The organism is Streptomyces vietnamensis (assembly GCF_000830005.1).
In the GTDB taxonomy this organism is placed as follows: Bacteria; Actinomycetota; Actinomycetes; order Streptomycetales; family Streptomycetaceae; genus Streptomyces; species Streptomyces vietnamensis.
On sequence record NZ_CP010407.1, the window covers coordinates 8549490 to 8568146 of the forward strand.

Annotated in this window: 14 protein-coding genes, 1 pseudogene and 1 riboswitch; of the genes and pseudogenes, 9 read left to right on the plus strand and 6 right to left on the minus strand. The window is 73.2% G+C overall.

Going from position 1 to position 18657, the window contains the following annotated elements; translation table 11 throughout:
- Positions 1-8: 8 nt before the first annotated feature.
- Positions 9-464, minus strand: a complete 456-nt coding sequence (locus SVTN_RS37860) for an SsgA family sporulation/cell division regulator (RefSeq protein ID WP_078908671.1) — start codon at positions 462-464, stop codon at positions 9-11.
- Positions 465-766: 302 nt separating this feature from the next.
- Between SVTN_RS37860 and SVTN_RS37865 the strand changes: the two genes are divergently transcribed.
- The 4 genes and pseudogenes from SVTN_RS37865 (at position 767) to SVTN_RS37880 (ending at position 3981) form a co-directional block, all read left to right on the plus strand.
- Positions 767-1135, plus strand: coding sequence for a PRC-barrel domain-containing protein (locus SVTN_RS37865; protein WP_041133104.1), 369 nt, complete (start codon positions 767-769; stop codon positions 1133-1135).
- A gap of 303 nt (positions 1136-1438) precedes the next feature.
- Positions 1439-2499: pseudogene (locus SVTN_RS37870) on the plus strand (NADP-dependent oxidoreductase).
- 119 nt (positions 2500-2618) lie between these two features.
- Entirely contained in the window at positions 2619-3386 is a 768-nt protein-coding gene (locus SVTN_RS37875; protein WP_041133105.1) for an SDR family NAD(P)-dependent oxidoreductase, read from the plus strand.
- A gap of 91 nt (positions 3387-3477) precedes the next feature.
- Entirely contained in the window at positions 3478-3981 is a 504-nt protein-coding gene (locus SVTN_RS37880; RefSeq protein WP_041133106.1) for a hemerythrin domain-containing protein, read from the plus strand.
- 102 nt (positions 3982-4083) lie between these two features.
- On the opposite strand, the gene SVTN_RS37885 is transcribed toward SVTN_RS37880, so the two are convergent.
- Entirely contained in the window at positions 4084-5802 is a 1719-nt protein-coding gene (locus SVTN_RS37885; protein ID WP_041133107.1) for a PP2C family protein-serine/threonine phosphatase, read from the minus strand.
- Between the two features lie 409 nt (positions 5803-6211).
- Here SVTN_RS37885 and SVTN_RS37890 point away from each other — a divergent pair, with 409 nt between their 5' ends.
- Both SVTN_RS37890 and SVTN_RS37895 read left to right on the plus strand, forming a co-directional pair.
- Complete coding sequence (locus SVTN_RS37890; RefSeq protein WP_041133108.1) at positions 6212-6610, plus strand: hypothetical protein; 399 nt, start codon at positions 6212-6214, stop codon at positions 6608-6610.
- Positions 6537-7397, plus strand: a complete 861-nt coding sequence (locus tag SVTN_RS37895) for a site-specific integrase (RefSeq protein ID WP_245727805.1) — start codon at positions 6537-6539, stop codon at positions 7395-7397. Before SVTN_RS37890 ends, SVTN_RS37895 begins: the two co-directional genes overlap by 74 nt.
- Here SVTN_RS37895 and adh read toward each other — a convergent pair.
- A complete protein-coding gene (adh, locus tag SVTN_RS37900) occupies positions 7394-8917 on the minus strand; it encodes an aldehyde dehydrogenase (protein WP_041133109.1) in 1524 nt (507 codons plus the stop codon). The genes SVTN_RS37895 and adh overlap by 4 nt on opposite strands.
- A gap of 44 nt (positions 8918-8961) precedes the next feature.
- Positions 8962-10377 (minus strand): GAF domain-containing protein, encoded by a 1416-nt coding sequence (locus SVTN_RS37905; RefSeq protein WP_245727806.1) that lies wholly within the window; start codon positions 10375-10377, stop codon positions 8962-8964.
- A gap of 92 nt (positions 10378-10469) precedes the next feature.
- Positions 10470-10576, plus strand: a riboswitch (ZMP/ZTP riboswitch).
- Between the two features lie 28 nt (positions 10577-10604).
- On the opposite strand from SVTN_RS37905, the gene SVTN_RS37910 reads away from it, so the two are divergent.
- Complete coding sequence (locus tag SVTN_RS37910; protein ID WP_041133111.1) at positions 10605-11459, plus strand: bifunctional 5,10-methylenetetrahydrofolate dehydrogenase/5,10-methenyltetrahydrofolate cyclohydrolase; 855 nt, start codon at positions 10605-10607, stop codon at positions 11457-11459.
- Positions 11460-11983: 524 nt separating this feature from the next.
- On the plus strand, positions 11984-12814 hold the full coding sequence (locus SVTN_RS44000) for a hypothetical protein (RefSeq protein WP_052499551.1): 831 nt from the start codon (positions 11984-11986) through the stop codon (positions 12812-12814).
- Here the strand turns inward: SVTN_RS44000 and SVTN_RS43455 are convergent.
- Entirely contained in the window at positions 12795-14246 is a 1452-nt protein-coding gene (locus tag SVTN_RS43455) for an SWIM zinc finger family protein (protein ID WP_041133113.1), read from the minus strand. The genes SVTN_RS44000 and SVTN_RS43455 overlap by 20 nt on opposite strands.
- Positions 14243-17302, minus strand: coding sequence for a DEAD/DEAH box helicase (locus SVTN_RS37925; protein ID WP_041133114.1), 3060 nt, complete (start codon positions 17300-17302; stop codon positions 14243-14245). The genes SVTN_RS43455 and SVTN_RS37925 overlap by 4 nt, the downstream gene beginning before the upstream one ends.
- A gap of 259 nt (positions 17303-17561) precedes the next feature.
- On the opposite strand from SVTN_RS37925, the gene SVTN_RS37930 reads away from it, so the two are divergent.
- Complete coding sequence (locus SVTN_RS37930; RefSeq protein ID WP_041133115.1) at positions 17562-18650, plus strand: fatty acid desaturase family protein; 1089 nt, start codon at positions 17562-17564, stop codon at positions 18648-18650.
- Positions 18651-18657: the final 7 nt, after the last annotated feature.

Consider the following 18657-nt stretch of genomic DNA (forward strand, 5'->3'; position numbering starts at 1 on the left):
TCCCGTCCCTACGGGCGGGCGAAGAGCTGGGAGGTCTCGGCCCCCCAGTCGATCCGCGCGGCCTCCGCGCCCTCGGGCACGGCGACGTACGTCTCGTCCAGCCAGGTCCGCAGACCCGCGCGGTCGACGTCGACCACGGCGAACGCCCCGGCCTGGCCCAGCCGCATGTGGACGCGCCCTTCCCGGCCACCGTCGCGCAGCGGCCACAGCCGGACGTCGCCTTCGCCGCTCAGGACACGTGTCCCGGAGCGCAGCAGCTCCCGGGAGAAGATCCAGTCGACGACCCGGCCCGGCGGAAGCCGGAACACGATGTGCACCGCCCAGGGGTCGGCGGGGTCGTAGTGGAACGTGGCGGGGACGGGCAGGCCCATTCCGCCCTGGACCTGACGTGCGGTTGTGTGCCACGACCGCACGGGGGCCGCCGCGGTCGGCCGGGTGGTCTCGTGCCGGCTCGAATCGGACATCGTCACCCGTTTCCGTCGGTGGGAACGGCGCCGCGCCTGGGCGGCGCCGTACCTCCGCTCGTAACCCCGAACACGGATTTCACGCCTCCCCGACCGGAGAACCTGCCGATCGGCCCGAGCCCGCCACGGAGTTGCGCGCCGGGGTCGGTCCCCGGGCCGGAGTGAAATCGGGTGAATGCGTCGCCGAGGCCGGGGCAGGCGGACCTCAGGCGGGGAATTCACCCCGCGGCGCACGGCACACGGAAGAGGGGGGCGGCGGCGATCCGCCGACTGCCCTCGCCTACCGGAGGAGTTGTTTTCGCGTGACTGAGCACGTGTGGAGCTACAAGCCGACCTCGGGTCACCTGGCCGGTACCGATCTGACCGGCTACAAGGTCGAGGCGATCGACGGCGGCATCGGGAAGGTGGACAAGCACTCCGACGAGATCGGCGACGCCTACCTGGTCGTGGACACCGGAGTATGGATCTTCGGCAAGGAGGTCCTCCTTCCGGCCGACACCGTGGTGCGGATCGACGTGGACGAACGGAAGATCTTCGTCGACCGGACCAAGGAGGAGATCAAGGACGCGCCCGAGTTCCACCGCGACAAGCACCTCGGGGACCCGGACTACCGCCACGAGCTGGGCACGTACTACGGCCTGGGAGGCCCGTTCGGCGGCCGGATCGTCTGAGTCGCCGTGTGACGGCCGCTTGAAGGGTTCTCCGACGTCCGCATGAACGGTCCTGCGACGTCCGCATGAAGGAGGGCCCGCGCTCATCGAGCGGGGGCCCTCCTCCGTGTGTCCGGCCCCGTAGAACTGCGCGAAATTTCCCTGTTTGTAGTGACTTGAGGCATGAGTCAGGCCACTCTCCGCAACGCATCGCGCATGGATCCGAGAAGCCCGGGCAGGCGGCCGAACCGCCGGTGCTACCGGCAGGGGACTCAGAGGAACGAAAGGCCAGACGCGACGTGACGGCAGCACAACAGACCATCCATGTGGGCGGAGAGTGGCGCACGGCCCTCTCCGGCGCCACGCGCGAGATCATCGACCCCGTCGACGCGACCGCCTTCGCGGTCGTGGCCGAGGGCGGCGTCCAGGACACCGACGACGCCGTGGCCGCGGCGCGCGCCGCGTTCGACGACGGCTCCTGGCCGCGTAAACCTGGTCGAGCGCGAGGTGGAGCGCCCCGAGCCCGGCGTGGGCGAGGTCCTGGTGCGCGTCCACGCGGCCGGAGTGAACCCCGTCGACTGGAAGACCCGGGCCGGCGGGGCCCTCATCGAGTGGGGCGCCGTCCCGGCCGTCGGATGGGACGTGTCCGGCACGGTGGAGGCCGTGGGCCCCGGCGTGGGGATCTTCCGCCCCGGCGACGAGGTCTTCGGCATGCCGCTGTTCCCGGAGCAGGCCGGCGGATACGCCCAATACGTGGTGTCCCCGGCACGGCACCTCGCCCCCAAGCCCGCCTCCCTGACCCACGTGGAGGCCGCGGCGCTGCCGCTCGCCGCGCTCACCGCCTGGCAGGCCCTCGTCGACGCGGCCGACGTCCGCCCCGGGAGCGGGTGCCGGTGCACGCGGCGGCCGGGGGAGTGGGGCACCTCGCCGTGCAGATCGCCAAGGCCCGTGGCGCGTACGTCATCGGCACGGCGAGCGCGGGCAAGCACGAGCTCGTGCGGGAGCTGGGCGCGGACGAGGTCGTCGACTACCGCGAGACCCGCTTCGAGGACGTCGTCTCCGACGTGGACGTCGTCCTGGACGGCATCGGCGGAGAGACGGCCGAGCGTTCCCTGGAGGTGCTCCGCGCCGGGGGCAGGCTGATCACCCTGCCGGGACCGGACGACGTCTCCGCCGCGCGTGCCGGTGTGCGGGACGGGGTGCGGGCGATCTGGGTCCTGGTGGAGCCCGACCACCTCGGCCTGCGAGAGATCGCGGCTCTGGTGGAGCAGGGGAAGCTGAGGCCGGTGGTCGATGTCGTCGTGCCGCTCGCCGAGGCGGCGAAGGCCCACGTGATCGGCGAGCGGGGCCGTACCACGGGCAAGATCGTCCTGACGGTCGCCTGAGCGACGGGCCGCGGTGCGCCCGCGACGCCGCCGCCGGGGGCTCACGGAGCCGCTGCCCGGTGCGACGAGGCCGCGGGCAGAATGACCGGCGGTACGTCCCCCACCCGGAAGGCACTCCGATGAAACTGTCCGCTTCTGGCCGCCGTGTTCTCGTCAGTGGTGCCTCCCGGGGGCTGGGCAGGGCGGTCGCCCAGGCGTTCGCGGCCAACGGCGACCGGGTCGCCGTCCACTTCGGCTCGCGCGCCGAAGAGGCCCGCGTCACCCTCGAATCCCTGTCCGGAACGGGCCACACCCTGGTCGGAGGCGACCTCGCGGACCCGGCGGGGGCCGTGACCGTGGTCGACACGGCGTCCGAGGCGCTCGGCGGGATCGACGTACTGGTCAACAACGCGGCGGTGAACCTCCGCCACCCCCTCCCCGAGACCCCGTACGAGGAGTGGGTGGCGGTCTGGCAGCAGCACGTGTCCGTGAACCTGCTCGCCGCCGCCAACCTGAGCCATCTCGCGGCCCGGCGGATGATCGACCAGGGTTCGGGCGGCCGCATCGTGAACATCGGCTCCCGGGGGGCCTTCCGCGGCGAACCCGACCACCCGGCCTACGGAGCGACCAAGGCCGCCGTCCACGCGCTCGGCCAGTCCCTCGCGGTCTCGCTCGCCCCGTACGGGATCGCCGTCGCCTCGGTCGCGCCCGGGTTCTTCGCCACCGAGCGGGTCTCGTCCCGCCTGGAAGGAGCCGAGGGAGCCGCGATCCGTGCCCAGAGCCCGTTCGACCGGGTGGCCGAGCCCGCCGAGATCGCGGCGGCCGTCCTGTGGCTCGCGTCCCCCGCGGCGGAATGGTCGTCGGGAACGATCCTCGACCTCAACGGGGCGTCGCACCTCCGTAGCTGACCCCGCGGTGATTGTGCCGCCCATGGAGGGGTAGCCGGGGAGTTCAGATGCGTTCCGACCGTGTTCGCGTGGACGAACGAGGAGGACGACGGTGAACACCCGTACGGCAGAACAGGAAGACGTCGTGGCGGTCATCCTCAAGGATCACCGCACCATGGAGGACCTCTTCCGGCGCATGCGCAGCGTCGAGGCCGACCGCGCCGCCGCACTGAAGGAGTTCGCGGCATTGCTCATCGCGCACGGCGAGGCCGAGGAAGCCGAGGTCTACGGAGCGCTCAAGCGCTTCAAGGGCGTGGACGACGAGGAAGTGGAGCACGGCGCCGAGGAGCACGCCGAGGGCAACGAGGCTCTCCTGAAGCTGCTCGAGGTGGAGGACGTCGGGTCCGAGGAGTGGGACACCCGCCTGGAGGAGCTGGTGAAGGCGGTCGATCACCACCTGGACGAGGAAGAGCGGACGATCCTCAACGGTGCCAGGGAGAGCGTCTCCGACGAGCGCCGGGCCGAGCTGGGCAGGGCGTTCCTGGAAGAGCGCGCGAAGCAACTGGCCTCGGACTGCGGCAGCCCGGAGAACGTGCGCGCGATCGTCCACGGATGACGGCGCTCCCGAAGCCAGGGCGGTGAGGCCGGTGTGGGCGCAGGGCCCGTCTTGGCCCTGTGCCCACACCGCCCGTGCGGTGCGTCCGGTGCGATGTCCGCTTCAGTCCACCCGGATCGCCAGCACGCACGCGTCGTCCCCGTGGCCCGCGAGTTCCAGGTCGGCGACCAGCGCGTCGATCAGCGCTTGCGGTTCGCGCGTGGACGACGACGTCACCGCCTGCGTCAGCCGGTCGATGCCGACGGCCAGGTCCTCGTCCCGGCGCTCGACCATACCGTCGGTGTACAGCACCAGCAGATCGCCCGGGCGCAACGGCGTCGACGTGGTCTCGTACGCGTAACCCGGCAGGGCGCCGAGAAGCGGGCCGCGGACCTCGGCGCCGAGTGGCTCCGCGCCTCCGTCACGCAGCAGCAGCGGGGCCGGATGGCCGGCGCAGGCCCAGTGCAGGATCTTGTCCCGGTCGATGTGCCCGGCCACCACGGTGGCCGTCTGCCCGGCCGGGTCGCTGCACACCAGCTCGTTCAGCCAGGTGGTGATTTCGCCGGCGGACGCCCCCGTCTGCGCCAGCCCGGCCAAGGCGTGCCGCTGCTGTGCCATCCGGGCCACGGCGTCCAGACCGTGCCCCGACGCGTCGCCGATCGCCACAAGCACCCGGCCGTCCGGCAGCAGACGGCATTTGTACCAGTCGCCACCCACCGCCGAGTCCGGCTCGGCCGGGCGGTACGACGCCGCCACCGTCAGGCCGACGGCGGCGAGCGCCTCCGAGTACGTGGGAAGGAGAGCCTCGCGCAGCGCGTCCGCGACCTGGCGCTCGGCCTCGGTCTGCCGTCGCAGCCGATCCGATTCCCGCTCCGTCTCGGCCAGGCGCCGCCGACTGCGGATCTGCGGTGTGAGATCGCGGGCCACCAGATTGATCGCCCACGGCCTGCCGTCCGTCCCCGCCACCGGCCGCCCCAGCAGGTCAAGTGTGCGCACCTCGCCGAGAACGAGGAAACGAATCCTGGTCCAAGCGGGCTCCTCGCCCGCGAGGACCGAGGACAGGAACTCGGAGAACGCCGTCAGATCGTCCGCCAGCAGTGCGTCGCACAGCTGCTCCAGCGACCACGGCATGCGCACGTCCGCGTGGAAGATCCGGGTGAGCCCCTCCGACCACGTCACCGTTCCCGACAGCAGGTCCCAGTTTCCCCACCCCATGGACGCCAGGTACTGCGCGTCGATGGTCAGCACGTCCGCCGGGCTCCCCACGGGTCGCCACGTGGCCAGGACCTGCTCGCCGCACCGGGCGGCGGAGTACAGCAGGGGAGCCCGATGGATTCTCCCGAGGCGCTGCTCCGTGTAGTCGACCACGCGCCCGTCGAGGGGCCTGCCGGAGTCCGCCACCTCGGTGAGGGCCGCCAGCAGTCCGGAGTGCGCGGCGCCGGGCCGCGCCTCCAGGAACCGCTGGCCGACCTGTCGGTCCGGAGCCTCCAGCCAGTCCGCCGACCGCACGCGGTTGCCGGCCACGATCCGGAAGTCCAGAACGACCCCTGCCTCGTCCGACACGGGCTCCAGGAGCACGGCCGAACCCGGGATCGCCGGGAGCACCGTACACACCCCGCTGCCGTCCGGGTCGTGCGTACTGCACAGACACGGCGAGATCCCATCGGTCTCGGCCTTGGGCGGCAGGACGGACAGGGACTGCAACGGCGACGCCAGGGCCGTACCGCCCGGCCCGTCCCCTGGACCCTCCGAGGTGCGACGCACCGCGGCGCGCAGGGACGAGACCTCGCGGCCGATCATGCCCTTGAGGGCGTCGGCGGTGTCGGGCAGGGGAAAATTCATTCTCGCCTCCGCGAACCACGACGCGCCGTTCCCCGAGGACCGGCGACGCGTCGCCCTTCTCGGCCGGCCGTTCGACCTCGCACCGGGGGAAGGGGGGCGGTGCTAGTCCACCATCGTGTCCTTGACGTTCTTGGCCCGCATCTTCTGCTCACCCGACACGGCGCCGCTCCTCTCCTGCGTCTTCGCTCGCTGTATCGGCGGCTAGCCGTTTCCCCGCCCCGCAAACATGCCGTCGACGGCGAAGGAGGGGCGAGGTCGCGCCGTGGTGGTCGGTCGCCTCCTCGTGGAGTCGACGATGGACACCTCCAGCTTCCGCGGCAGCCGCGCGAGCCGGCGGCGCCGCTCCCGCCGGCGCGCACGCGTCGGCGTGGCACCAGGGCTACGGCGGCCGCCCTCGCGAAGGGCCGACGTGAAACCGCGCTTGGTGTTCTCCGCCTCGGGAACCATTCACCTGAAGCAGTACACCCGGCAGACACCTCGCTGGCAGCGCTGCGAGGCCGAGGCGCCGGCGGACTTCGAGTGCGCGACGCTCAAGGTGCCGCTCGACTACTCCCGGCCGGGCGGCCGGACGCTCGACGTCGCCGTGTCCCGGATCAAGGCGACCAGACCCCAGAAGCGGCGCGGTGTCCTGCTGCTCGACCCCGGCGGGCCCGGCGGGCCGGACCTTGACGTGCCGCTCTACATGGCCTCGGAGCTGCCGGCCGAGGTGAAGGAGCGGTACGACCTCGGCCTGCGTGCCGAACCCGACCCAGGTGGCTCGCCTGCTGACCGCTGTGGGCAAACAACGGGGACGTGGCCCGCACCTTGAGGCGTTCTTCGGCTGCATGTACTACGCGGCCATGCGTCCGGCGGAGGTCATCCACCTGCAGATCTCACGGTGCCATCTGCCGAAGACGGGCTGGGGCATGCTCAACCTGAGCGGAGGTGTCGTCACGGCCGGCAAGGAGTGGACGGACGATGGCGCGGTCCACGAAGTGCACTCCTTGAAGCGGCGAGCCGTCAAGGCCACACGTCCCGTGCCGATACCGCCGTCGTTCGTGCACACACTGCGAAAACACGTCGATCGCTTCGGCGTTGCGCCCGATGGCCGAGTGTTTCGCAATGCGGCCGGCGGCTACGTTGACGCAGCGGCCCATGGCAAGACGTGGGAGCGGGCGCGCAAGAAGGTCCTGGCTCCCCATGAGCAGCCGACGCTCCTCGCCAAGAGGCCCTATGACCTCCGGCACGCCGGGATCTCGTTCTGGCTGCACTCCGGCGTGGATCCTGCCGAATGCGCGCGCCGGGCCGGCCAGAGCATCCAAGTGCTCTTCCAGTACTACGCCAAGTTCCTGGACGGTCTTCAGGAGCATTCCAACCGGCTCATCGAGGAGTCGATGCAGGAGTGGAGCCGGCGCAGCGGGACAGCAGCCCCAAGGGCTGAGCCGCAATCTGGCCCGTGTATGGCCCGGAACTGCTGGTCAGGACTGGGATACGGGTGGGATGAACTGGGAGAAGAGGGGTATTTCGACGCCTCCCCCGCGGGAAGGCTCGAGTGCTCCAAGAAGGCGCCTGACCCGGGGAAACCCCAGGTCAGGCGCCTCTTTTCGTGCCGCTAGAAGAACCCGAGCTTCTTCGGCGAGTAGCTGACCAGCAGATTCTTCGTCTGCTGGTAGTGCTCCAGCATCATCTTGTGGGTCTCCCGGCCGATGCCCGACTGCTTATAGCCTCCAAAAGCACTGTGGGCCGGGTAGGCGTGGTAGCAGTTCGTCCAGACGCGGCCCGCCTGGATCGCGCGGCCCGCGCGGTAGGCGGTGTTCGTGTCGCGGGTCCAGACGCCGGCGCCGAGGCCGTAGAGCGTGTCGTTGGCCGTGCGGATCGCGTCGTCGAAGTCGGTGAAGGAGGTCACCGCCACCACAGGGCCGAAGATCTCCTCCTGGAAGATCCGCATGCGGTTGTCGCCCTCGAAGACGGTCGGCTGGACGTAGTAGCCGCCAGCCAACTCGCCTCCGTGCTCCACGATCTGGCCACCCGTCAGGATCTTCGCTCCCTCCTTCTGGCCGATCTCCAGATACGAGAGGATCTTGCGGAGCTGCTCGGCGGAGGCCTGGGCGCCGATCATCGTGTCCGTGTCCAGGGGGTGGCCCGGGACGATCTTCTCCGTGCGGGCGACGGCCGCTTCCAGGAACTCGGCGTAGTGGCCGCGCTGGACGAGGGCGCGTGAGGGGCAGGTGCAGACCTCGCCCTGGTTGAGGGCGAACATCGTGAAGCCTTCGAGGGCCTTGTCGCGGAAGTCGTCGTCCGCCGCCCACACGTCGTCGAAGAAGATGTTGGGGGACTTCCCGCCGAGTTCGAGGGTGACCGGCTTCAGGTTCTCCGAGGCGTACTGCATGATCAGCCGGCCCGTGGTCGTCTCGCCGGTGAAGGCGATCTTCGCGACGCGCGGGCTGGACGCCAGCGGCTTGCCGGCCTCCTCGCCGAAGCCGTTGACGATGTTCAGGACGCCCGGCGGCAGCAGGTCCGCGACCAGGCTCAGCCAGAAGTGCACGGAGGCCGGGGTCTGTTCGGCCGGCTTGAGGACCACCGCGTTCCCGGCGGCCAGCGCCGGGGCCAGCTTCCAGACCGCCATGAGGATCGGGAAGTTCCACGGGATGATCTGCGCGACGACGCCCAGCGGCTCGTGGAAGTGGTACGCCACGGTGTCGTCGTCGATCTCGCTCAGCGCGCCCTCCTGGGCCCGCAGCGCTCCCGCGAAGTAGCGGAAGTGGTCGATGGCGAGCGGGATGTCCGCGGCGAGCGTCTCTCGGACCGGCTTGCCGTTGTCCCACGTTTCGGCGACCGCCAGTGCCTCGAGGTTGCTTTCCATGCGGTCCGCGATCTTCAGCAGGATCCCCGCCCGCTCCGCCGGTGCCGTCCGCCCCCACGCCGGGGCCGCCGCGTGCGCCGCGTCCAGGGCGCGTTCCACGTCCTCGGCGGTGCCGCGCGCGACCTCCGTGAAGGGGCGGCCGTCGATCGGGCTGGGGTTCTCGAAGTAGCGGCCGGCCGCCGGGGCGACGTACTCGCCGCCGATCCAGTGGTCGTACCGGTCCCGGTACGACATGAGTGCGCCCTCGGTACCGGGTGCGGCGTAACGGGTCATGGGCATGGCCTCCCTGGGACGCGCCGGCCGTCCCTGGCCGGCGTTCACGCCCGAGTGTGGTGGCCCGTACGTTGCAAGTCCGTTGCACCCGCGGACAGTTCCGCCTCCAGGGAGTCGAGCCTCGCCCGTACGGGAGGAAGCTGGGCCGCCGGTACGGCCGCGCACAGCGCCCGCCAGACCAGCACGTCGTCCTCGCCCCACGCGCTGTACGCCCAGTCCGCGAGCAGCCCCGGATCGCGCCGGTCCACCAGCGCGGCCCGCAGCCTTCCCGCCAGCCGCTCCCGCAGCCGTACGACCCCGGGCGCGGTCGACGAGGGCAGCAGCGGGCCCGCGTACTCCCCGGCTGCCGCCGCGACGGCCCCCGAGGCCAGCCGTCTGTCGACCGTCGCGAAGTCCGCGTCCACCGTCCCGGCGAGCCGGTACGGGCGCGACCGCAGCACGTCGGGGCCCAGCAGCGCGCGCAGCCGGGACAGTTCCGCCCGCAGGGTCACCGGGGTGATCGACTCGTCCTCGTAGAGGAGAGTGAGGAGTTCGTCGCCGCCGACTCCCTCCGGGCGGTGCGCGAGGACCACCAGGATCTCGCTGTGGCGGCGGCTCAGCCGCAGCCGCCGCCCGCTCACCGAGAGCAACGCCTCGTCCCGGCCGAGCGCCGACAGCCTGAGCCGCCCCGGGTCCGGGGCCGGCCCGAGCAGCGCCAGCTGGGACTCGGCCGCGCGCGCCACCGCCTGCACGAAGCCGAGGCTGTGCGGGTGCGCGAGCCGTTCGCCGCCGGTGATGTCGACCGCGCCGAGCACCCGGCCGCTGTGCGGGTCGTGCACGGGGGCCGCGGCGCAGGTCCACGCCCGCACCGGACGCCGGAAGTGCTCCGCGGAGACCACCTGGACGGGACGGTCGACGGCCAGGGCGGTACCTGGTGCGTTCGTGCCCGCGGCCGCCTCCGACCAGCGTGCACCGGCCACGAAGTTCATCGCCCCGGCCTTCCGCAGGGTGCCCGGATGGCCCTCGACCCACAGCATCCGCCCGGCGGCGTCGCAGACCGCGAGGAGATGCTCCCCGTCCGTCGCGTACGCCCCCATCAGCTCCCGGATCACCGGCATCGTCGCGGAGAGGGGGTGGGCCTCGCGGTACGCGGTGAGCTCGTCCTCGTCCAGTTCCACCCGGGCCGCCCCGTCGGGGCTCACGCGCGCGCGTACCGAGCGGCGCCAGGACGCGGCCACCAGCGGGCGGGCCTCCCGGGTGCGCGGGTCGGTCTCCCGGCTCGGGTCGGTCACCCCGGCCGGGTCGGTCTCCCCGCCCGGGCCCGTCTCCGCGCTCGGGTCCGGCCCCGCCGCGTGAGGGGCGGCTTTCCCGTGCGGATCGAATTCCGCCGCCGGATCCCGTTCCGTCCGTGGCTCCGCTGCCACCCGCGCATCGCTCAACTCGGCCTCCTCGTCGAGGTCGTCCCGGCCCGTCGCGCTCATCGTGGTGCGCCCGGGGGCCGCCGACAAGCCACCGCACGCCCCGGCATATGCACCCTGTCCGGGACCGGCCCCCGACCCCTCACGTAGAGTGGGCCTCGGGCCGTGACTGGCGCTTGAGGTGGATCACCACCGGGGAGCGGCCCGGCGGAGCGTGCCCACCGGCGCGACCGTGCCGATGCCGTGCGCCTGGGCGAGAAACCGGTCAGAGACGACGCCCAGGAGTTGCCATGTCCACCAGCACCGCCACCCTCATGGACGGCACGGCCCTCGCTCGCCGCACGGTCGAGGAGACCGCCGCCCGAGCCGCCGAGATCACCCGCCGCACCGGCGTCACGCCGTGTCTCGCGACCGTCCTCGTCGGCGCGGACCCGGCCTCCGTCACGTACGTGAAGATGAAGCAGAACCGCTGCGCGAAGGCCGGAATCCGCTCCAAGCACGTCGAACTGCCCGCCGAGACCACCACCGAGGAGCTCGTCGCCGCGATCACCGCGCTCTCCGAGGACCCCGAGGTCCACGGCATCCTGCTCCAGCACCCGGTCGGCCCGCACATCGACGAGCGCGCGGCCTTCGAGGCCATCGCCCCCGAGAAGGACGTCGACGGCGTCACCATGGCCTCCTTCGCCGCCATGGGCTTCGGTCTGCCGGGCTTCGTCTCCTGCACGCCCGGCGGCATCATGCGCCTCCTCGACGCGTACGACGTCGAGCTCAGCGGCAAGCGCGCGGTCGTCGTCGGCCGCAGCGCCATCCTGGGCAAGCCGGCCGGCCTGCTGCTCCTCGGCCGCGACGCCACCGTCACCTACTGCCACTCCCGCACCCAGGACCTCTCCTCGGTCGTCCGCGAGGCCGACGTCCTCGTCGCCGCCGTCGGCAAGCCGAACTTCATCAAGGGCGAGGACATCAAGCCGGGCGCCGTCGTCATCGACGCCGGCTACAACCCGGGCAACATCGGCGACGTCGACTTCGCGTCGGCCGCCGAGCGCGCCTCCCTCATCACCCCGGTCCCGGGTGGTGTCGGTCCCATGACCATCGCCGTGCTCCTCGCCCAGACGGTCGAGGGCGCGGAGCGCCAGCTCGGCCTGTAGGCGACTGTGACGGAGTGGCGGCGGTGACGGGGCGGGGGTGGTCGCGGGGGAGCGCGCGGTCGGCGATCGTCACGATTCTGTACAGGTCGCGTCCGGCGACCGGTGAACGCTGGCCGCGCCGCCGCCGAGCGGCGAACCTGGTCCCTGTGCCCCACCCGCCGACCGTCACTCCACCGCCCGACCCGGGCGGTCCCGGCGTGTCCGCCACGCCTGCAACGCCCGATCCCACCGGTACGGGCTCCTCGCCGCGCCCTACTGGACCAGGTGCGACCGCACCTGGCTCGATCGCACCTGGCGCGACAGCACCCGGCGCAGCCGTATCCGGCCTGACCGCGCCCGGCCTGACCGCGCCCGGCCTGACCGCGCCCGGCCTGACCGCGCCCGGCCTGACCGCGCCCGGCGCGGCCGCACCTGGCTTGACTGCGTCTGGTGCGACCGAACCCCTCACGACTGAACCTCGCGCGGCCGAATCCCGCGCGGTCGAGTCGAGTCGGATTGAGCCTCGCCCGGCTGAACCCCTTGCGGTGGGGTCCCTCGCGGCCTGCGCCGAATCCGCCTGGTCGGCCCGCTTCGTGCGGCTCGGCGCGCCTCGGCCGGGACCGGCGGCTCGGCGCGCCCGCTGGTTCGGTGTGCCGCTCGTGCCGCTGCTCACGGCCACACTGGTGACCGGCGCCTTCCTGGCCGCCGGGGGCGGCGCGGAGGGCGGCGGACTCGCCGACGGCCGACCTGGCGGGGACCCGGTCGGCGCGCCGACCCCCGTCGTCACCGGCGACCCGGGATCGGCCGCCCCCACCCCGACGACCGGGGCCGGGCCGGCCGACACGCCGAGCGCGGGGACGCCCACGCGCCCCTCGACCACGGGCGGCACGCCGACCGCTACGGCCTCCGCAGGGAACCCGCGGGGCGGTACGACTCCGACGCCGCTCCGGTCCGGGAGCACCGCCCCCGCGCACACCACTCCCGCGACCGGTGCCACCCCCTCCGGACCCCCGACGGGCGACCGGCTCCCCGAACAGCCCGTGTCCTTCGAGGCACTGAGCGTCGGCGACTGCTTCGACATCGACCGCGACGCGCCGGGCACCGTCCTCCGACGGGGCTGCGACACGCCGCACCACGCCGAACTCGTCGCCCGGCCCCGCCTGGTCGGCACCTTCGCCACCGACCAGGCGGTACGCGAGGCGGCCACCCTGCTCTGCCGCGAACCGCTCCGCCGCAAGGCCGCCCTGCAGCCGCTCGGCACACGCTGGACGACCTTCGTCCAGTACCCGTACCGGACGAGTCACCTCCTCGGCGCGGACACCGTCGCCTGCAGCCTGGCCACCACCAGCGGCACGCTCAGTCACCCGCTCCAGTAGCACCGGCGGCGAACGCCGTCGCCAGGGCCGTCGCCGGGTCACGGTCCGGCGGGCCGGCCGGGGACCAGCGGGCCCCGGCCTTCAGGTACGGCCACCAGCGCCCGTCCTCGCCGAGCCGCAGCTGCGCCTCCGCGCCCACGACCGTCCACCGCGCGCCGCCCGCACGCCGCAGCACCGGCCGCTCGTCGTCCGCCCAGGCCTCGGCGAGCCGGACACCGGCCCGGTCCAGCGCCTCGGCGTCCGGCGTCCACTCCTCGTCCAGTACGGCGAGGGCGGCGGCGCCCCCGAACCGCCACGCGCGCGTGGCCGCGTCCAGCTCCGCCCGCGACCGGCCCGAACCGGAGGCGAGCCGCGCCGCGATCCAGGGCACGGGGCCGTTCGCCGCGAGCCGGACCGCGTCCTGAGCGACCGTCAGACCCGTCTCGATCAGCTCCGCCTCGATCAGCCCCGTCTCGATCAGCTCCGCCTCGATCAGCCCCGCTTCGATCAGCCCCGCTTCGATCAGCCCCGCTTCGGTCAGGCGTGCCTCGGCCGGAACCGTCGTGGTTCCGTGTCCGCCGCCGGCCCCCAGAACCGCGCCGAGCAGCCGCTGCGCGCGCGTCGCCGCGTCCGCCGCGAGGAACTCGAGCGCGGCCGGATCGACCCCCGGCTCCGGCGGCGTGTCGGTGTCCAGGGACGGCGACCGGCCCGGCGCGGCCGGGACGACCGGAGGGGCGGGCAGCGGCGGCACGAGGAACCCAGCCGCGAACACCTCCTCGGCCGACACGCCGGGCATCCCGCCGACCCCCTCGTGCCGGCTCGACGCCTTCTCCCCGGGACCCGAAGCCCGCGAGGCACTGCGCGCCTGCAGCTGCTCCAGGAGAGTGCGCTCGCCGCGTCCCCGCATCAGGAGGAGGACGAACGGATCCTCGTCGAGGAGGCGGGCGACCTGGTAGCAGAGCGCCGCCGTGTGCGGACAGTGGTCCCAGGCCTCGCAGTCGCACTCCGCCTCCAGATCACCGATGCCCGGCAGCAGGTCGAGCCCGGCCGCCGCCGCGTCCTCCACCAGGTGCGGGGGCATCTCGCGGTCGAGGAGCGCCGCGATGTGACCCGCGCTGTCCACGGCGAGGTCGAGGAGCCGCTCCCACTGCTCCTCGGAGAACTCCCGCACCAGCACGTCGCCGCGGTACGTCGTCCCGTCGCGGTCCTTGACCATCGCCGTGATCCGGCCGGGCCGCACCGAGACGGCGCCCACCGCCCCCGCGCGCGCGTGCCGACGCCCCGCCTTGAGCTGTTGCCCGTCGAGCGCGCTGTCCTCCAGGGCCTTCAGCCACGCCCGTCCCCACCAGGTGCGGGTGAACGCTCCGCCCTGCGCCGGCGGCAGCGCCTCGAACGTCCGCTCCTCGTCACCGTGTCCGTGCCCGTGGCCGCGCCCCTGTCCGTACCCGCTCATCGTCCGTCCCCTCGCAGTCGCACCAGCTCCGCCAGTTCGGCATCGGTCAGTTCGGTCAGTTCCGGCGGGGTGTCGCCGCCGGTCCCGAGGACGGTGTCCGCCAGCTCCCGCTTGCGGTCGAGCATCGCGGCGATCCGGTCCTCGATCGTGCCCTCGGCGATCAGCCGGTGGACCTGCACCGGCCGGTCCTGGCCGATCCGGTACGCCCGGTCGGTGGCCTGTGCCTCCACGGCCGGGTTCCACCAGCGGTCGTAGTGCACGACGTGTTCGGCGCGGGTCAGGTTGAGCCCCGTCCCCGCGGCCTTCAGGGAGAGCAGGAAGACCGGGACGTCCCCGCTCTGGAAGCGGGCGACCATCGCCTCGCGCTCGGCGACCGGCGTGCCGCCGTGCAGGAACTGCGTCCGTACGCCCCGCGCCGCGAGATGCGCCTCCAGGAGCCGGGCCATCCCCACGTACTGGGTGAAGACCAGGGTGCACGCGCCCTCGGCGAGGATCGTGTCGAGCAGTTCGTCGAGCAGTTCCAGCTTGCCCGAGCGGCCCTCGATCCTCGGCCGCTCCTCCTTGAGGTACTGGGCGGGGTGGTTGCAGATCTGCTTGAGGCCCGTCAGGAGCTTCACGACGAGGCCCCGGCGCTCCATGCCGTCCGCCTCGGCGATGGCCGCAAGGGTCTCCCGTACCACCGCCTCGTACAGACCGGTCTGCTCGGGCGTCAGGGAGACGGTCCGGTCGGTCTCGGTCTTCGGCGGCAGCTCGGGGGCGATACCGGGATCGGACTTGCGCCGGCGCAGCAGGAAGGGGCGCACGAGCGCGGCGAGCCGCGCGGCGGCGGCCGGGTCCCGCCCGCCCTCGACGGCCGCGGCGAACCGGGTCCGGAAGGCGCCCAGGCCGCCGAGCAGGCCCGGGGTGGTCCAGTCGAGGATCGCCCACAGCTCGGAGAGGTTGTTCTCCACCGGCGTGCCGGACAGCGCCACGCGCGCGCGTGCCCCGATGGTCCGCAGCTGTCGGGCCGTCGCCGAGTACGGGTTCTTGACGTGCTGCGCCTCGTCCGCGACGACCAGCCCCCAGTTCCGCGCGGCCAGCCGCTCGGCGTCGAGCCGCATCGTGCCGTACGTGGTGAGCACGAAGCCGCCGTCGGCGAGCTCCTCCAGATCACGGGCCGCGCCGTGGAAGCGGCGCACCGGTGTGCCGGGCGCGAACTTCTCGATCTCCCGCTGCCAGTTGCCCATGAGCGAGGTCGGGCAGACGACGAGGGTGGGTCCGGCGGACGCCGGGTCGGCCTGCCGGTGCAGATGCAGGGCGATGACGGTGATCGTCTTGCCGAGACCCATGTCGTCGGCGAGACAGCCGCCGAGGCCGAGCGAGGTCATCCGGTGGAGCCAGTCGAGTCCGCGCAGCTGGTAGTCGCGCAGGGTCGCGGCGAGCGCCGGGGGTTGTGCGATCTCCGGCCGTTCGCCCTCGGGTTCGCCGAGGCGCTCCCGCAGCCGCTCCAGCCAACCCGTCGCCGCCACCTCGACGGGGCGTCCGTCCACCTCGGTCGTGCCGGTGAGCACGGCCGAGAGGGCGTCCACCGGCGTGACCTTGCGGTCCTGGTGGGCACGGGCACGGCGCACCTCGGCCGGATCGACGAGGACCCAGCGGTCGCGCAGCCGTACGAGGGGCCGTCCGGCTTCGGCGAGCCGGTCGAGCTCGGCGCGGGTGAGTTCGTGGTCGCCGACGGCGAAGCGCCAGTTGAAGGCGAGCAGGGAGTCCGCGGCGAGGAAGGAAGGCAGCGCGGAGGCGCGGGCGGCGTCGGTGGGGTCCGAAGCGTCTGTGGGGGCGTCGGCGCCGAGTCCGACGCCCTCACCGAATCCGGCTCCGACCCCGCTCCCGGCTTCCACCGGCCCGATCACCGCGCGCGCGGTGAGCCGGTCGGCCAGTTCGCGCGGCCAGTGGACCTGGACGCCCGACGCCGTGAGGGCCTCGGCCGCCGGGCCCAGCAGCTCCGCGACCTCCTCGTCGGCGAGTTCGACGGTGTCGGGTACGGCCGCCGACAGGAGCGGGGACAGCGGCGGCCAGGCGCGGGCGGCGCGCCGCAGGGCGAGGAGGGCGTCCATCCGGGCCCGGGGGCCGAACGCGGCCCCGGCCCGGCCGGAGCCCGCCCACACCTCCGCCGCGTCCGCGACCAGGGTCGGGTCGGCGACCCCGTGCAGCTGGAGCACCGCCCGGAAGCCGGGCGCCTCCTGCGCCTCCGCGCTGAAGCCGGGCAGTTCGAGCCGGAGCGAGAGCCGGACGCCCGCGTCGTGCACCGCCGCCACATCGGCGGCCCAGGCCCGCTGTTCGGGCACGCTCTGCGGCGCGTCGGCCGCGAAGGCGGGCCCGCCGGCCGCGAGCGGAGCCGCCGGGGTACGGGGCAGCGTGTCGGCCACCGCGTCGGCGAAGGCCCGGAGCAGCGCCTCGGGCTCGGGCAGCAGCAGTGGCTCGTCACCGGCCTCGGGTACGGCGCCGGACAGAGGTACGGCGTCGGCCCCGGGTACGGCGACGGACAGGGATACGGCGCCGGCCCCGGGTACGGCGACGGACAGGGGTACGGCGTGCGCGGCGGGCGGCATCGACGCGGCGAGCGTGCGGAGTTCGGCCAGCTCCCCGGGGCCGAGCGGCCCGGCGCGCCACGCGTCGTGGTCGCCGGGCGTGATGCCGGGCAGCAGCAGGCCGCGCGCGACGAGGTCGAGGGCGAAGAGGGCCGCGGCACCCCAGAAGGCGGTCGCGGGGGAGGCGGCGTCCGAGAACCGGGCACGGGCGAGCAACGGCAGGGCGTCCCGTACGGACAGGGTGCGGGCGGGGACGGTCACGGCCTGGAGCGAGCCGCCGTCGACGACCATGATCCCGGTGTCGCCCGACGGAGCGCCGTCGGCGCCCGACAGCGGTTCGCCGTCCGGTGACCAGAAGGCGATGCGTCCGGCGCGGGGCGGATCGGCAGGGAGGAAGAGGGCGGAGTGACGGAGGAGTTCGTGTACGGGGGAAGGTTCTCGGGGGGCGGGTTCGCGGGCCGGTTCATGGGATCCGTGCGAGAGCGACAACGCATTCCTCAAATTTGACTACCTGGAGACCGAGTCGCCGAGGATACCCCACGAAGTCGCCGGAAGTGCGCCCCCATCAGGTGATCCGCGTCATACGCGCCGGGCTCTCGCGGCGGGGTGGGGACTGCCCCACCCCCACCCCCCGGTGCGCCCCCGGCCATGGACGGGTGGTGACGCCATGGCCCCGGACGATCACGGATCCGTACGTTTCTGGACAGGCGCCCACCGATCCACCGACCGACAGAAACCGGAGCCCGCCATGTCCCAGGCCGTCGTCCTGCCCCCGGCCGCCGCACCCGTCGCGGCGCCCGCCCGCGCCCGGGGCGGCAGCGAGTTCAGCCCGCTCCTGCGGACGGTCAGGGAACAGGGCCTCCTCGAACACCGCCCCGGCTGGTACGCCCGCGGCATCGTCGTCAACCTCCTCGGCATCGCCGCCGTGGCGGCCGGACTCGCCCTGACCGGGCCCTCCTGGTGGGCGCTGCTCCTCGCCGTCCCCTTCGCCCTGTTCTCCGCCCGCGCCGCCTTCGTCGGGCACGACGCCGGCCACGCCCAGATCACCGCGAACCGCAAGGCGAGCCGACTCCTCCAACTCGTCCACGCCAACCTCCTCCTCGGCATGAGCCGGGAGTGGTGGAACGACAAGCACAACCGCCACCACGCCAACCCCAACCACCTCGACAAGGACCCGGACGTCGCCGCCGACATCCTCGTCTTCGCCGGGCACCAGACGGCGGGCCGCAGAGGTCTGCGCGGCTTCCTCACCCGCCACCAGGCCTGGCTGTTCTTCCCGCTGACCACCCTAGAGGGCATCGCGCTCAAGGTGTACGGAATCCAGGCCCTGCTCGCGAAGGACGGCCCGTGCCGCACCCGGCGCGAGCGGCTCGTCGAAGGTGCCCTGCTCCTCGCCCACTTCGCCGGATACGCGACGCTGCTCCTCGCGCTCCTGACACCCGCCCAGGCCCTCGTCTTCGCCCTCCTCCACCAGATGCTCCTCGGCGTGCACCTCGGCATGGCCTTCGCCCCCAACCACAAGGGCATGGACCGGCCCGACGAGCACGAGGACGGCGACAGCTGGGGCCATCTGCGCCGCCAGGTCCTCACCTCGCGCAACATCCGGGGCGGCGCCCTGACCGACTGGTTCCTCGGCGGGCTCAACTACCAGGTCGAGCACCACCTCTTCCCGAGCATGCCGCGCCCGAACCTCCGCCTGGCGCAGCCTGCCGTGCGGGCCCACTGCGCCGCCCTCGGCGTCCCGTACACCGAGACCGGCTTCGTGGACTCGTACCGCCAGGCCCTCGGCCATCTGCACGAGGTGGGCGCGCCGCTCCGCTCCGAGGCCGCCGAGTAGGGTCGTA